At 58.3% G+C, this 15053-nt stretch carries 15 protein-coding genes and 1 riboswitch; of the genes, 8 read left to right on the forward strand and 7 right to left on the reverse strand.

Going from position 1 to position 15053, the window contains the following annotated elements; translation table 11 throughout:
• Positions 1 to 460 precede the first annotated feature (460 nt).
• Entirely contained in the window at positions 461 to 772 is a 312-nt protein-coding gene (locus tag AC3B8H_RS11170) for a hypothetical protein (RefSeq protein WP_488441654.1), read from the forward strand.
• A 297-nt stretch (positions 773 to 1069) separates the two neighbouring features.
• On the opposite strand, the gene AC3B8H_RS11175 is transcribed toward AC3B8H_RS11170, so the two are convergent.
• The 4 genes from AC3B8H_RS11175 to AC3B8H_RS11190 are packed head-to-tail and all read right to left on the reverse strand — an operon-like array spanning position 1070 to position 5534.
• On the reverse strand, positions 1070 to 1795 hold the full coding sequence (locus AC3B8H_RS11175) for a response regulator transcription factor (protein ID WP_488441655.1): 726 nt from the start codon (positions 1793 to 1795) through the stop codon (positions 1070 to 1072).
• Between the two features lie 2 nt (positions 1796 to 1797).
• Positions 1798 to 3387, reverse strand: coding sequence for a sensor histidine kinase (locus AC3B8H_RS11180; RefSeq protein ID WP_488441656.1), 1590 nt, complete (start codon positions 3385 to 3387; stop codon positions 1798 to 1800).
• A gap of 6 nt (positions 3388 to 3393) precedes the next feature.
• Positions 3394 to 3966, reverse strand: coding sequence for a hypothetical protein (locus AC3B8H_RS11185; protein ID WP_488441657.1), 573 nt, complete (start codon positions 3964 to 3966; stop codon positions 3394 to 3396).
• A 38-nt stretch (positions 3967 to 4004) separates the two neighbouring features.
• Entirely contained in the window at positions 4005 to 5534 is a 1530-nt protein-coding gene (locus AC3B8H_RS11190) for a sensor histidine kinase (RefSeq protein ID WP_488441658.1), read from the reverse strand.
• A 252-nt stretch (positions 5535 to 5786) separates the two neighbouring features.
• Here AC3B8H_RS11190 and AC3B8H_RS11195 point away from each other — a divergent pair, with 252 nt between their 5' ends.
• Positions 5787 to 6539 (forward strand): PEP-CTERM/exosortase system-associated acyltransferase, encoded by a 753-nt coding sequence (locus tag AC3B8H_RS11195; RefSeq protein ID WP_488441659.1) that lies wholly within the window; start codon positions 5787 to 5789, stop codon positions 6537 to 6539.
• Here the strand turns inward: AC3B8H_RS11195 and AC3B8H_RS11200 are convergent.
• Entirely contained in the window at positions 6493 to 7383 is an 891-nt protein-coding gene (locus AC3B8H_RS11200; RefSeq protein ID WP_488441660.1) for a LysR substrate-binding domain-containing protein, read from the reverse strand. The two genes, AC3B8H_RS11195 and AC3B8H_RS11200, sit on opposite strands and share 47 nt — an antisense overlap.
• Positions 7384 to 7643: 260 nt before the next feature.
• On the opposite strand from AC3B8H_RS11200, the gene AC3B8H_RS11205 reads away from it, so the two are divergent.
• Positions 7644 to 8186, forward strand: coding sequence for an ankyrin repeat domain-containing protein (locus AC3B8H_RS11205; RefSeq protein WP_488441661.1), 543 nt, complete (start codon positions 7644 to 7646; stop codon positions 8184 to 8186).
• 1 nt (position 8187) lies between these two features.
• Here AC3B8H_RS11205 and AC3B8H_RS11210 read toward each other — a convergent pair whose 3' ends face one another.
• Together AC3B8H_RS11210 and AC3B8H_RS11215 are read right to left on the reverse strand one after the other, a co-directional pair.
• The gene (locus AC3B8H_RS11210; protein ID WP_488441662.1) at positions 8188 to 9288 is read right to left on the reverse strand and encodes a ribonucleotide-diphosphate reductase subunit beta; all 1101 of its coding nucleotides are present in this window, start codon (positions 9286 to 9288) and stop codon (positions 8188 to 8190) included.
• Complete coding sequence (locus tag AC3B8H_RS11215; protein WP_488441663.1) at positions 9285 to 12179, reverse strand: ribonucleoside-diphosphate reductase subunit alpha; 2895 nt, start codon at positions 12177 to 12179, stop codon at positions 9285 to 9287. Before AC3B8H_RS11215 ends, AC3B8H_RS11210 begins: the two co-directional genes overlap by 4 nt.
• A gap of 119 nt (positions 12180 to 12298) precedes the next feature.
• Positions 12299 to 12515, reverse strand: a riboswitch (cobalamin riboswitch).
• A gap of 200 nt (positions 12516 to 12715) precedes the next feature.
• On the opposite strand from AC3B8H_RS11215, the gene AC3B8H_RS11220 reads away from it, so the two are divergent.
• The 5 genes from AC3B8H_RS11220 to AC3B8H_RS11240 form a co-directional block, all read left to right on the forward strand.
• Positions 12716 to 12970 (forward strand): antitoxin, encoded by a 255-nt coding sequence (locus tag AC3B8H_RS11220; protein ID WP_278211102.1) that lies wholly within the window; start codon positions 12716 to 12718, stop codon positions 12968 to 12970.
• Positions 12967 to 13380 (forward strand): type II toxin-antitoxin system VapC family toxin, encoded by a 414-nt coding sequence (locus AC3B8H_RS11225; protein WP_488441664.1) that lies wholly within the window; start codon positions 12967 to 12969, stop codon positions 13378 to 13380. The genes AC3B8H_RS11220 and AC3B8H_RS11225 overlap by 4 nt, the downstream gene beginning before the upstream one ends.
• 196 nt (positions 13381 to 13576) lie before the next feature.
• Positions 13577 to 13675, forward strand: coding sequence for a type II toxin-antitoxin system HicA family toxin (locus AC3B8H_RS11230; protein ID WP_488441667.1), 99 nt, complete (start codon positions 13577 to 13579; stop codon positions 13673 to 13675).
• Positions 13672 to 14082, forward strand: coding sequence for a type II toxin-antitoxin system HicB family antitoxin (locus AC3B8H_RS11235; protein WP_488441665.1), 411 nt, complete (start codon positions 13672 to 13674; stop codon positions 14080 to 14082). Before AC3B8H_RS11230 ends, AC3B8H_RS11235 begins: the two co-directional genes overlap by 4 nt.
• 759 nt (positions 14083 to 14841) lie before the next feature.
• A partial coding sequence (locus AC3B8H_RS11240; RefSeq protein WP_488441666.1) for a hypothetical protein occupies positions 14842 to 15053 on the forward strand: 212 nt, incomplete at its 3' end.

Raw genomic sequence — 15053 nt, forward strand, 5'->3', positions numbered from 1 at the left:
CATGGAGCCATTACCGAGAGCAACGTCGACGCATGGACGGCTCGCAATACACTCACGCAGCAGGAGAATGGAAAATCCCGCCCGCCCTTCGACAAGGCTCCCCTGAGCGCAGCCGAAGGGCTCGGGACGAACGGGATTTGTCATCGCCCAACGGCTGTTTTTTGAATAAACGGCTTTGCAAAGTACGGCGCGTGGTCCGCCTGCGCGGACCGGTCAAAATTGTCGTGGCCACGACAAAACCATGGACAAATTGTTGTGTTGTTGGACAACTCACTCGAACTGGACGGCGGAGTTCTGAACGAAACGGGTTAAAACCCTGTGTATTGACGGGTTTTGTTGCGCTGGTTTTGGTGGCACTTATATTGCTTAGAAGAGGCTTGAAAATCCCGGATTTTCAGCGTTGCGGCGGACTCGGGAAGCTGTTCGTCGTCGGTGTAAGCTCAGTTGTAGAGGTGATGAAATGATCGAAGTGTTGATGGTATCCCTGGTGATGCTGGTGGTGGCGGTTTGCGCATTTGCGCCGCTGGGCTGCACGATTTTCGCGCAATCCAAAACGGCGGCAGCGGCGAAAGCTAAAGCCAGCGAGTCCGTGTCGGAGTTCTCCGGTATTTTGGTACCGGAAGATTCGGTTTTGAAGCGCCATTTCCTGGCGCAGTTGCAAGCTGAAATAGAAGCGACGCTGTTTCCGCGTCCGACCGATTCGATGCTACAGCGTCACTACGACGCGCTGGTCGCGGCGGAAGTTGAAAGCCGCTTGGCCGGCAACCGATAAGCTTAAGCGTCAGTCGGAAACGAGGGTCGCCGGCCTTTGCCGCGCGGCCCTTTTTTGTTTGCATGTCGTGTTGCATTCGCCGAAACTCGTGGATACGGAGCGTTAGCGAAGCGGTGATTTCTAGTCCGTGGTGGGCTTGGCGCCCGGCGCGTTCCGATGGCGAACCGAAGCCCGCAAGGTATCGCGCTCGCCCTTAAGCCCCGTGAAAGCTTACGCTCGGGTGGGGACGAAGTGGTCCAAGGATCGGAACGCCGTGCATCGACCAACGCCGGCCGGCCTAAATCGCGAGACTCGCGGCTAGGATGCGTCCATTTTGTAACCGAAGCCGCGCACCGTCTTCAATAACTTTGGCTCGTAGTCGTCGTCGATTTTTCGGCGCAATTGCCGGATATAGACGTCCACCACGTTAGTCAACGGATCGGCGCTGTAACCCCAGACTTGTTCGAGAATGCGGGTACGGCTCAGTACCTTGCCGGGCATGCGCATGAAGCATTCCAGCAACGCGAACTCCTTGGGTGTCAGCTCGATTGGGCTATCGCCGCGGCGGACTTCGTGAGTCTCGCCGTTCAGGGTCAGATCGGCGATGCGTAATTCCTTGGCATCCACTTTCAATTCGCCGCCGCGTCGCCGCATCAACGCTTCGATGCGGGCCAACAATTCTTCGAACGCGAAGGGTTTGGTCATGTAATCGTCGGCGCCGGCGCGTAGGCCGGTGACCTTATCCTGCACGGTATCCTTCGCGGTCAACATTAAAATCGGCGTTTCGACGCCACTTTCGCGCAGGCGCTCGCAAACCTCGCGGCCATTCATGTCGGGCAAGCCCAGGTCGAGAATGATGACTTGAAAGCCGCCCTCGGCGGCCAGCAAGATGGCTTCCTGGCCGCCGCCGGCCCGCTCCACCGCATAGCCTTCCGCTTTCAAGCCGCGTTGTACGAAGTCCACGATGCGTTTGTCGTCCTCGACCAGCAGGATTCGCATATAGCCGTTTTCGGGCGAGGGAATGTATTGGTTTTTTTCGTTCATGGCTAGCCAGTTGGGAGTTGCTTGGACAAGGGAAGGGCGATCGTAAACGTCGAACCGGCGTTTTCGGTGCTGCTGACCGAGATCCGCCCGCCGTGGGCCTTCAATATCGACTTCGCCATCGGCAGGCCCAGGCCGGTGCCGTCGTCGCGGGAGTGTAACGCGTTTTCGCTACGGAAGTGGCGGTCGAAGATCCGTTCGAGGTCGCCGGCCGGAATGCCGATGCCTTGATCGCTGAGACTGAACACCGCTTCGCCGTTTTCGATCGACAGTACGGCGGCGATATGGCCGTCCGGATTGGAGTAGCGGCAGGCGTTGTCTCCGAGGATGAACAATACCTGACGCAGCCGTTGCTTATCGCCGCGCACCCAGACCGGCTGATCGGGCAGGCGTAGCGATACCGACAAGGCGTTTTCCTCGGCCATTACTTTAAAATCCTCGATGGCGCCGCCGATCAATTCGGCGAAATCCAGGCCATCCCATTCGAATTGCATCATCGTGGTTTCGGCGCGTGCCATGAACAATAAATCGTTGACGTATTTTCCCAGTTGTTCGGAAAGCTCTACGATGCGGTGCAGCGCGTCCTGGTACTCCTCGGGATCGCGTTCGCGGCCGCGCAGCGTGACTTCCGCTTCGCCGCGGATCACCGTGATCGGCGTGCGCAGCTCGTGGGAGATGTCGGCGAAAAATTCGCGGCGGGCGTTGTCCAGCCTTTGCAGTTCTTCGTTGAGTTGGCGTAATTCCTGGGTCCGCTCGGCGACGCGCCGTTCCAGCACGGTACGGCCCTTGCGCAGCTTTTCCTGCTGGCGTTCGAGCTCCTGGGCCATTTGGTTGAAGTGTTTGGCGAGATAGGCAAATTCGTCGCCGCTGTCGAGCGCCAGCCGATAGCGTAGATTTCCGGAGGCGATTTCGTTGGTGCCGGCCATCAAGGCTTCCAGCGGTTTCCGCAAACCGCGCATCAAGTAAAGGCCGGATGTCAGGCTGAAGGCGGCGGCCAGCAGCGCGCTACCGATCGCAAGCCAGCGCGAGCGTTTGACCAGCGCTTCCAATTCCTCGCGGGCTTTGTCGGCTTTGGCCCGTTCGGCATTAATCGCCACATCGATCAAGGGTTGAAATTTACCGTCGATTTCTTCTTCCGAAAATTTAGAGAGTAATTGGGTGGCCTTTTCGCGTTTGCCTTGTTGGCGTAAACGCTCGACTTCGTCGAAACGGTATTTGCTGGCGTCCAAAAAAGCCGTGAAATGGGCGACTCGCTCCAATTCCGCCGCTTTCCCGGACCAATCCGCTCGGTCCTCCGCCGAGGGTTGCACCGCCGTCGCGCGCAATGCGGAAACCGCGTCGTACAAATGTTGCTTGGAGGCGTCCACTCCGGCCTGGGCGGCCGGGCTCTCGGTGATCAGCCGGTCCAGCCGTTCCTTAAAATGCCGGTAGGCTTCCAGCGACAGGCGTTGATAGTGGTCGAAGGCTTCGTAGGCGCGCTGACTGCGTTGGAAATAACCGGCGACCTGATTTGTTTCCCAGAACATCGTGCCGCCCATCATCAGCACGAAGCCGAACGAAATGGCGATGACCAGAGTCAGGCGGCGGCGAAACATGGCGCTTTATTTGGCGTCGCCGCCACTTTCGTCGAGTTGCTTTTCCATCGATCGAATGGCTTCCAATTTCTCCCGCAACAACCGGGTCTCGTCGGACTTCGGCGTTCCGACATCCCCCCTTTCCTTCGCTTCGTTGGGTTGGGCGGTGCGTTGCTTGCGTTCCAGGCCGCCGAGTTTTTTTGAATAACCTTGAAGCTGTTTCAATGTCGCGGTTTGGGTGGCCACGAATTGCTTCATCGCTTCGTCCGGCAAGGCCGCTGGCGGCAGGCTGCCGATGTCGTCAAGGATTTTCGCAATGTCGCCGCATGTTTCGGACAAGACTCGGCCAACCAGGAGCTGCAGGCGGTTGGTCAAATTCGGCGTTTCCTTATTTTGTTTGACCAGCATTTTGCATTGCTCGGCGCGAGCCGCCGGGGTCAGCGAGGCCGTTTTCGCGGCAAACGCGAGCAGGCGGTCAAATTCGCTGGTCACTTTCGGCGGGGTGTAGCATTCCGGGGCGGGTGGATTAGGTTGGGGCTCCATTTGGGCGCAACCGGACAATAGCGCGATACTCAGAACAGCGAGCTTGGATTTCATCATCGGTTTATGACACGGGTTAAACAGCGATTTTACCGGTTCTAGTCGAGCATCGGTAGCGATAGTCGAAAGCGGTTGCCGTGCAGACCGGGTTCGCCGTCCACCCAGGCTAATTTCCCTTGGTGGTTGGCGATATAAGTTTTGACGGTTTCCAGATTTAATTCGGCCAGATCCCCGAAAGAGCCGGCGGGAAACCTAAAAAACGGTTCCAGGATCGCGCTGCGTAGCGCCGGATTGATGGCCGGGCCTTCGTCTTCGATTTCCAGCTCCAATTCGGTATCCTGCAGGCGCAATCGTAATGTGATTTCGCTGTCTTCCGGCGCATGAGCCCAGGCCAGCAGCAACAGTTGTTCGACGATCAGATGCAGTTGGTCGGCAACGCCGGAAATCACCGCCGGTTGGGTCTGTTTCTTCAAATGCAGCGACTTGGCTCGTAACTTGGCGCGCAATCCGCTGGCGACTTCGTCGATCAAGTTTTCCAGATCGATCAAGTCTTTTTCTTCCGGCTCCTGGCTGAATTGGCTGTCGTTTAACTGGCGCAGGCAGTCGTCGTACAGTGCTTGCAGGTCGGCGACGGCACCGTGCAGGCCGCCGGGATCGCCGCCATTGCCGGCGGAGTGCAGGCCGATTTTCAGCGCGGCCAGCGGGGTGGCGATTTGTCGAGTCATGCCGGCCATGGTTTGATGTTTGGCGTATTCCAGTTCGTGCAGGCGGTTTCTCAACCATTCCAGGCGATTGCCGAGTTGCCGCCAATCTTCCAAGCCGGTCAATAGTATCGGCTCGGTGACACCGCCGCTCAAGCCGCGTACCGCGCGTTCCAATTGGCCGATCGCGCGCATTTGCACGTATACCACTCCGATCACCAACAACGCGGAAATCACCGCCAGCAGGCCGCCCTTGATCATTACGTCGCGTTCCAGCGCGGCCGATTGGCGATTCAATTGTCGAAAGCGTTGATCCACATAGGTTTCGAAATCCCTGGACAGGGTGGCGGCCGACTCTCGCAAACTTTGAAAGGCTTCGTCCAAAGGCAGCTTGATGTCGTCCTCGCTGGCCGAGCCGATGATTTGTTGATAAATCAAGACTTCCTTCTCGGCCAGCTCGTTGGCCAGCAGCGCAATCCGATTGTCCACCCGCAGTTTCAACAGTTCGTTCAGGGCTTGTTTAAAGGTGGTCCGGGTCGCCTCGTAGGATTCGCGCTCGTAGGGTTGACGCAGCGCGGGGTCTGACAGCAACACGAACAAGCGGGCCTTGCGCTCCACGTCCGAGGTCTTTTGCAGGACCAGCCGAATGTTTTGAGTTTGCTCGAATATCCGGGTATTCAACTCTCTGCCCAATGCCGAGGCCTCGCGCATGGTAGCCGCTGAATGAACCACGGCAACGAATAACGGGATTGCAGTCGCGACGAAGCCCAACGCGGTCAGGGCCTTAAAAGAAATCAGTTTTTTAAAGTTCATCCTAACGTCGCCGCCTTGGTGATGATGCAATAGTAGTGGGAATTCCGGAATTCGGAAGGTTCGCGCCCGCCAGCCTGCCGCGAAATGGATGGGATAATGCCGGGTAGTCTTCATTTAATTTTAATCAAAACTTCAGGGTTAATCTCATCTGGATGGACTAATCTCTAATCCCGTATACGTCTGATATAGTACTGGTACAAGATTAACAATGGCTTAGCTCTAATAGCTAGAATATGTCTCATAATTTTCCAGTTGGCCGCCACTGGCGGTAACGAGATGGGATTAAGCCCCGCGATGATTGGAATCCTACAATCGGCTTCCCAGGTAAACAGGGAACGCGTTCACTGAAATTTAAGGAGTCTTCACTTGGTTATCCAGCAGCATACCTTCGATAGTTGTTTCGAGGTCGTTTTGGCCGACACGCCCGAGAGCCAGTGCATTCATTACAACCTGAGGTATCAAGTCTATTGCGACGAAATGGGCTACGAGGACAAATCGCGTTTTCCGGACAAAATGGAATACGACGAATGGGATCATCACTCGGTGCATTTTTTGGTGCGTGACAAAATCTCCAAGCAATGGCTGGGCGGTTTACGATTGGTATACCCGCAATGTTTCGAATTTCCGTTCGAGCACAAATGCAACGATGTCGCGCCGATTTCCGAAGAGCAATATCTGCAGGCGGTGGAAATCTCCCGCTTATGCGTGATCAAACAGGCCCGCCGCGTGGCTCAGCCCGGCAGCGAGGAGCTGGGCGGCAACGTCACGATGTTGCGCGCTTACCGCCAGCAAAGCAAAAGCCTGATGTGGGGTTTGTATCGGGCGGCGGTGCTGTATTGCGCCCGTAACGGCATCAAGCATTGGTTTATTCTGGTGTCACCGTCCTTGGCCCATGCGGTTAAAAAAGAAGGCTTCCAGATGACGCAAGCCGGCAATCCCTGCGAGTTTCGCGGCCAGCGCATACCTTATATGCTGGATGTCGATCAAATTCTGGCGAATCCGTTTTGGCTGACCGATTACCGCAACGAATATCTGCGGTTTTCCCAACTCGACCGGAACGCGCCGGCGGCGCTTAAAGTGGCGGCGTCAGGCCGCTCGCAGCTTGGATCAGTTGGCTGAGTTGGCGGATCAGCGCGCCCCTGGCGCTGGTCTTGCGCCAAACCAAGCCTATGGATCGATGGGGTGCCGGCGGCTGAAACGGCAGATAGCAAACCCCGGCCTCGGCGCGCGCCGCGATGCGCGGCACCAAGGTGATGCCTGTTCCGGCCCTGACCATTTGCCGCAAGGTTTCCAGGCTGGTGGCGCGTACGTCCTGTTCCTCGTCGGTGCCGACAGTCTGACACACTTGCAGGGCGTGGCCGCGCAAGCAATGGCCTTCGTCCAGCAGCAACAAGTGTTCGCCGCGTAAATCATCCGCCGCGACCGGCGCTTTGTCGATCAATGGGTGGCCGCCGTGCACCGCCAACAAAAACTCGTCGTCGAATAACCGCTGGCTATTTAGAAAATCCTCGTAAATCGGCATCGCCAGCAACGCGCAGTCCATTTGCCCGCTCCGCAGTTGGTGCAATAGTGGTTCGGTTTTTTCCTCGACCAATATCAAGCGTATCCGCGGTAGGGCTTGCTTGATCAGCGGTACCAGCGGTGGAAACAAATAGCTGGCCAAGGTCGGGAAAGCACCCAAACGCAGATTGCCCGATAGCGGGTCCTGGGCGGTGGCGGCCAATTCCTTGATATTGGCCTGTTCCTTCAGGATGCGCCGGGCCGAGGCGATGATTTGTTCGCCGAGTTCGGTCGGCAACACTTTTTTGTTGGTGCGCTCGAAAATCTGGATACCCAATTCGTCCTCGAGCTTTTTGATTTGAGTGCTTAAGGTCGGTTGGCTGATAAAGCAGCGTTCGGCGGCTTGGCCGAAACTGCGCAAGTCGGCGACGGCGATCAGATAATGCAAGTCACGTAGATTCATGGCGTTTTAACGGAGGGCGGGTTGGACGGTATGGTTTTACTATAGTTTATCCCTTTGAATTTATAGCGCTTCTCGGCAGGTTGCACGGATCTGCCGACCGGGTTTCGCGGATCGGTCGCTCGAGCTGGCCGCCCCGCGTGCGGGGCTCCACGTCGCTCGGAGGCGGTGGGGTGAAGGCCCGGCTTTTGGTAACCAATCAGATTCGGAGGCGATGGGTCGCATGCGGTCCAGTCCCGTTCATGATCGAATCGGAGAGACAGATGAATTCCAAACTCACTCGTTTAGCCGGCATCGCGCTGGTCTTGACTTCGGGTTCCTTGCCGGCGGCGGACATCTTCGAATTCGCCCGCGAAGGCAATCTGGCCGGCATTGCCGAATACGTGCAACGCGGCGGCGCGGTGAATACGGTTGACGAAGACGGCTATCCGCCGTTGATTTTAGCCGCTTACCACGGTCATTTGCCGGCCGTGCAAGCCTTGCACGCGGCCGGCGCCGACGCTTGCGCCGAAGACGCCAAGGGTAACGACGCGCTGATCGGCGTGGCCTTCAAGGGCGACGTTGAGATCGCCCGTTGGCTGGTCGAGCGCGCCGGCTGCGGCGTCAATCACCGGAACCGGCTGGGTCAAACCGCGTTGATGCTGGCCGGGTTGTTCGGCCGCGAGCCCATCGCCGAGCTATTGTTGCGGCGCGGCGCGGATTCGGAACTGCTGGACTCGCGAGGCAACAGCGCGATCAGTCTGGCGCAAAATCAAGGTCAAGACCGCTTCGTCGCCAAATTACGGCGTTTGTCGAGTCTGCGCTAGGTTACTCCCACGCCAACGCGCCGCCGGTCTGGTATTCGGTGACGCGGGTTTCGAAGAAGTTTTTTTCCTTGCGCAGATTGGCTTGTTCGTCCAGCCACGGCAGCACGTTGCCGGCGCCGGGGAAGGGTTCCTCCAAGCCGACTTGCCGCGCACGACGGTTGGCGACGTAACGGAATTGCTCGACGTGCAAGCCGGCGTTGTAGCCCAGGATAGGCTGACGCAGGATGTAACCGGCGTAGGCCGCTTCGGCGGCTTCGGCTTCGTCCCACATTTGCCGCAGCGCTTGCGGGTCCAATGCCAGATTTTCTTCCTCCAGCAACTGGCGCACCACGCGAATGCCGAAGGCGCAATGCAGCACTTCGTCGCGCATGATGTACTGGAGCTGCTCGGCGGCGCCCTTCATCAAACCGCGCCGCTGCAAGGCAAACACCGGGCTGAAGCCATTGTAAAACCAGCAACCCTCGAACACGGCGGCGAAGAACAGATAGGCCATGGCAAATTCGTGCAGCGCCTCGCGGTCGGTCAATGGCCGCCCGGATTGCAGCACGCCGTGCAGGCGGCGGTTGGCCAGCGCGATCTTGGCGTGGATTTCCGGCACTACCCGGTAGCGGTTGTAGATTTCGCGCTGGTCCAGCCCCAGGGTTTCGATGCAGTGCTGGTAGGTCCAGGTGTGCAACGCTTCCTCGTAGACTTGCCGGGCCTGGTAGATTTGCAGTTCCGGCGCGCTCATCTTTTCCATCACCGCCAGACCGATGTTGCGCATCGCCAGAATGTCGGAGGTGGTCAGATAGGCCAGCACGTTTTCGAACACGTGGCGCTCGGCCGGCGTCAGCGCGTGCTGGTAATCGTGCAAGTCTTGCGCCATCGAGATTTCCAGCGGCGTCCAGTGGTTGCGGTTGGCGTTCAGGAAAAACGACCAGGCCCACGGGTATTTGAAAGGCGCCAACTGATTGATGTCGGCCTGACCGTTGACCACCCGCTTCTGCCCGGCCTCGACCGGCGGCAAGGCCGAATTGGTCCGCTGCACGACACTTTCGTCTCCCACGTCGGCAACCGGCGCGACCGGCAAATCCCAATCGTCGAATGCTAACCCGGCCTTCATTGGCAGGCCTCGCAATCCGGATCGGCAATCGAGCAGACTTTCATATCGTTCCGACGCTCGGCGTGGGAATGCAGCTCGAACCGCTCCGCGGTTCCGGACGCCGGAGCGTCCTCCATCGGGTTCCCGCGCGAAGCCTGGGAACCATAATCGCTGGCGCCGCCGGTTTTCTCCATCGCCGTCGCCCCCAAACTGCGCAGATAATACGTGGTCTTCAAGCCGCGTTGCCAAGCCAGCCGGTACAGGTGGTCCAGCTTGCTGCCGGTGGGCGCGGCGACGTACAGGTTCAGCGACTGCGACTGGTCTATCCACTTCTGGCGGCGGGCGGCGGCCTCGATCAGCCATTCCGGGTCGATTTCGAACGCCGTGGCGTAACGCGCCTTGACCTCCCCCGGCACCCGCTCGATGGCGGCCAGCGAGCCGTCGAAGTATTTCAAATCGGCCACCATCACTTCGTCCCACAAACCCAGCGCCTTCAGCTCGCGCACCAGCGCGGCGTTGACCACGGTAAATTCGCCGGACAGGTTGGATTTGACGTACAGGTTTTGATACACCGGTTCGATGGACGCCGACACGCCGACGATGTTGGCGATGGTCGCGGTCGGCGCAATTGCCACGCAATTGGAGTTGCGCATGCCGACTTGACCGATGCGCTGCCGCAAGCCCGGCCAATCCAGCTGCCCGCCAGTAGGCACGCCCAAATCGCCGCGGGTTTCGCTCAAGCGTTCCAGCGTGTCCGGCGGCAGCAAACCTTGCTGCCACAAGCTACCGGCAAAGCTGCTGTAGCGCCCGCGCTGCTCGGCCAAATCCGCCGAAGCGCGGTAGGCGTGGTAGCAGAGTATTTCCGCCGAACGGTCGGCGAATTCCAGCGCTTCCGCGCTGGCGTGCCCGACGCCCAAGCGCTGCAGGCAGTCGGCAAAGCCCATCATCCCCAGGCCGACCGGACGGTGGCGCAGGTTGGCGTTACGGGCCTTGGGCGTGGCGTAGTAGTTGATGTCGATGACGTTGTCCAGCATGCGCATCGCGCTGGCGACGGTGCGTTGCAGCTTGTCGGCGTCCAGTTGCCAGACGCCGCCGCGCTCGACCAAATGCGCCGGCAGATTCACCGAGCCCAGGTTGCAGACGGCGGTTTCGTCGGCGGACGTATTCAGCGTGATTTCGGTGCACAGGTTGGAGCTGTGAATGACGCCAGCGTGTTGCTGCGGCGAACGCAGGTTGCAGGCATCCTTGAAGGTAAGCCACGGATGGCCGGTCTCGAACAGCATGGTCAGCATCTTGCGCCACAACTGCACCGCGCCGATGCGTTTGTACAATCGGATTTCGCCACGCTCGGCCTTGGCTTCGTAGGCTTGATAGGCCTCGGCGAAGGCGGCGCCGTACAAATCGTGCAAGTCCGGCGCGTCTACCGGCGAAAACAAGGTCCAGTCGCCGTTGTCCCGCACCCGCTGCATGAACAAATCCGACACCCAGGCGGCGGTGTTCATGTCGTGGCAGCGGCGGCGCTCGTCGCCGGTGTTTTTGCGCAATTCCAGAAATTCCTCGAAATCCAGATGCCAGTTTTCCAGATAGGCGCAGACCGCGCCCTTGCGCTTGCCGCCCTGGTTGACCGCCACCGCCGTGTCGTTGACCACCTTTAAAAACGGAATCACGCCCTGGCTGTGGCCGTTGGTGCCCTTGATGCGGCTGCCCAACGCCCGCACCGGCGTCCAGTCGTTGCCCAGGCCGCCGGCGTATTTTTGCAGCAACGCGTTTTCCTTGATGCCCTGGTAAATGCCGTCCAAGTCGTCGGAGACCGTAGTCAGGTAGCACGACGACAATTGCGGATGGCGGGTGCCGCTGTTGAATAAGGTTGGCGTCGAGCACATGAAATCGAAGCTGGACAGCAACCGGTAAAACTCGATGGCGCGGGCCTCGCGGTCGATCTCGTTCAAGGCCAGCCCCATCGCCACCCGCATGAAAAAGCACTGCGGCAGTTCGATGCGGCGACCGTCGATGTGCAGGAAATAGCGGTCATACAGGGTTTGCAGACCCAGGTAATCGAATTGCAGATCGCGTTCGGCCAGCAAGGCCGCACCCAACACCGCCAAATCGAAGTCGGCCAGACGCGGGTCCAGCAACTCGGCGGCTACGCCGGCGGCGACGAATTCGGCAAAGCAGCCGGCGTAATGTTCGTGCATGTCCGCTTGGGTCCAGGCCGTACCGGTTGCTTCCAGGCGCAGATTGCTCAACAGCAAGCGCGCGGCGACTTTGGCGTAGTCCGGGTCGGTTTCGATCAAAGTGCGCGCCGCCAGCACCAGCGCCTGACGCACCGCCGCCAGCGGCATGCCGTCGTATAAATTGGGCAGGGTTTGCGCCCACACCCGTTCGGCATCGGCGCCGGCCAAACCGGCGCAAGCCTCGCGGCATAAGGCGATGAAGGCGGCCTGATCCAACGGCCGGCGTTGGCCGGCGTCGTCCACCTGCAGGGCTGGCGTTTCGTCTGCGCGGGCTTGTTGCGCGGCACGTTGCTCGGCGTGTTTTTCCCGGTACAGCACGTAAGCGCGGGCCACGTCGTGGGCGCCGGAGCGCATCAAGGCCAGTTCCACCTGATCCTGAATGTCCTCGATATGCACGCTGCCGCCGGCGGGCAAACGCCGCGTCAACGCCTCGACCACGCTAGCGGTAAGTTGCGCCACCTGATCGCGGATGCGCGCCGAGTTGACGCCATGCTGGCCCTCCACCGCCAGAAAGGCCTTGGTAATGGCAATGGCGATTTTTTCCGGCTGAAACGCCACCACCGCGCGGTTGCGGCGGATCACTTCCAGGCCGGCGTGCGGCGGTAACGGCGGGGGTAACGAGGCGGCTTCGCCGGCAGGGGCATAATGGGCGGACGCGCGGACGGCGGCGGTTTGCATGCGATTCTCCTTGCTCTTGGGCGGGAAGCGCGAAGCCGCAACGGCTGGCGCGCGGCGCGAACCCGAAATCGCCCGACCCGCAACGCTTGCCATCGTCCTCGGAGACACCCCGCTCCCGGTTGATTGAAGTTTCGAGGGCAGGTCTCCTGGCTCTCGGGTCGCCGCCTCGGTTCAGCCTTCCCGGACTCGCGTCCAGTGGCATCGTTGAACAAAGACTCGCCGATTACAGTTGCGGGGGCAGCTCCGGCTTTCCGGCGATTATGCAAAAAACGCAAAAGCGCCGACCGGATTCCCTTTTAATCCCCTTCGGGGGGAACCGTCTCGGGGCGGGAGTTTAGGTAGGGCAAAGTGATCTGTCAAGCCAATAAATACTATATCTTGCGTAAATTTGTTTAATTTAACCCCGTATTTAGTTAACAACAATCGACACGGGCAAGTCTATCGACAGGAATTCGTCGATTCGGGCGGGCATGGCTTGTGTCGTTACAGCAATCGCATAATAATACACACACATCGTACACACAGGAGGCAGCGGCATGACCACCTTGACCACCCGCATCTTCAAAAACGGCAATAGCCAAGCGGTGAGGATTCCGCAGGAATTTCGTCTGGACGTTAGCCAAGTGGAAATCAGCCGCTGCCCTAACGGCGATTTGCTGATTCACCCGGTGCCGGCCGACCGCGGCGGCGCCTTGTTGGCGGTTCTGCAAGATTTCGATGACGACTTTGCCGAACGTTTGCTCGAAGACGCCCGCGAACAAGCGCCGATGCAGGAGCGCGAGTCTTTATGATCTACATGCTGGATACCAACATGCTGATCTATCTGATCAAAAATAAACCGCCGGCAGTAGCCGAACGCATCAATACCCTGCCCGCCAGCAGTACGCTGTGCATGTCGTTCGTCACTTATGCCGAGTTGTTGAAAGGCGCCGAGCGCAGCCAGCGCAAGGAAAAGGTGCTGACGCAGTTGGAACAATTGCTGCGGATCGTCCCGGTCGAATATGCCGTTGACGGTGCGTTATGCCGGCACTACGCCAGCCAATTTACTCGGCTGAAATCGGCCGGAACGCCGATAGGCGCCAACGATTTGTGGATTGCCTGCCATGCGCTGGCGATTGGCGCTCGCTTGGTCTCGCATAACGTGTGGGAATTCGAGCGGATTGAGGGTTTGGCGGTCGAGGCTTGGGCGAGCGAGCGGTAACTTTTCGGCGCAATTGTTCTGTAAATGCCGCTTCGCACTAAACGCAGGATGCGCTGAGCGCTAGCGAAGCGCATCAATCGCGCATGATGCGATGTACGTTGTTTACCGTTGCCTCCGTGACTGTTTCTAAGCAAGCAGTTGCAAAACGATGGCTGGCTATTACGAGGCGTGAAAGGTTCGCATCACGTTTTTACCCATCCATCCCAAGCCTGGGCATATTAGCGTGCCGCATCCGCGCAAGGACTTGGGCCACGGACTGGTCAACAAACTACTGAAGCAGGCAGGATTGAAATGAGATACCCGATAGCGATAGAAAGCGGCGACGAAATCCACGCCTACGGCGTCGTGGTGCCCGATTTGCCCGGTTGTTTTTCCGCCGGCGACAGTTTGGACGAAGCGATAGCCAATGCCAAGGAAGCCATCGAATTATGGCTGGAGACGGTCATAGAAGACGGCCTAGCCATCCCGGAAGCCTCGCCGATTGCCAAGCATCAAGCCGACCCGGAATTTGCCGGCTGGATTTGGGCAGTCGTCGAAGTGGATCTGTCCAAATTGTCCGGCAAAGCCAAGCGGGTCAACATCACGCTGCCGGAACGGGTGCTGGCAGCGATCGACCAAGCCGCCGCGCGATTCGGCGACACCCGCTCCGGATTGCTGGCCAAAGCGGCTTTGGAATATGTCGAGAGGCATCCGGCGGCTTGATTGGGTTGTTGTCGCTGGCGCGACGGCTTGATTGAATGCCGGTTCCCGCACCGGCGGGCGGGTTTCTTTTCTTTGCTTGTCCAAAGAAAAGAAACCAAAAGAAAAGACACCCGGATGCCGCTTTTTCCCTGCGCTCCGAAGGATTTGGCGAGGGTTTTCGGAAGGGCTGTCCTAGCCCTCCGAAAACGAGCGGCATCCCTGCCGCACCCCTCTCGGGCTAATCCCGCCAAATCCTCCGGTGCTCGGCGCGGCATAACGGGAGAAAACCCCGCCGTGAAATTGGAAAGCGTCTGATATTTACGAGGTTTTGTAGGGCGCATTAGCGAAAGCGTCATGCGCCGAATGCTTGAAGGCCATCATACGACGCAATACGGCTGCGCCTATTGACGCCCTACAAATGCGCCTTACGGCCTTACAATTGTGACTTATGGCCTTGCTGGGAGCAGATTTGGACGTCAACGGCGCACAGAGTGCGAGTGCCTGGATGGCACGAGTCAGTAGGCGACCCGGATGCCGCTTAGCTCACTCGGCACATCCATGTACCTCGCCCTACGGCTGCATTGCATGCATAACGGGAAGAAACCCCTCCGCGAAATGCGAAATGATCTAATATTCATGAAGATTGTAGGGCGCGTTAGTGATGACAAAATGCGCCGAATTATTAATGGCCAATATGAGGCGCAATAGAACAATGCCTAGTAACCTACTAGGCATTGTGCCCTACGGCATTCGCATACTTTGTTGAACTTTTGAGTTTGAGTGCAAAAAATGGAAATTGTTACTTTTAATAATCAACTTGAATTAGATGAGTTTTTTCAGGTTGCCTTTTCAAGAAGAAACCTGATTCCCATTATAGGATCTGGATTTACTAGAGGGGAAAAATCACGTAATGGAAAAGTGCCGAATGGCAAAGAGTTTCAAGAATTAATGATAAATGAAATTTGCAAAAATTGCGAAGAGCTGTCAAAAGA

The sequence above is a fragment of the Methylomonas sp. BG-2 genome (assembly GCF_057766305.1).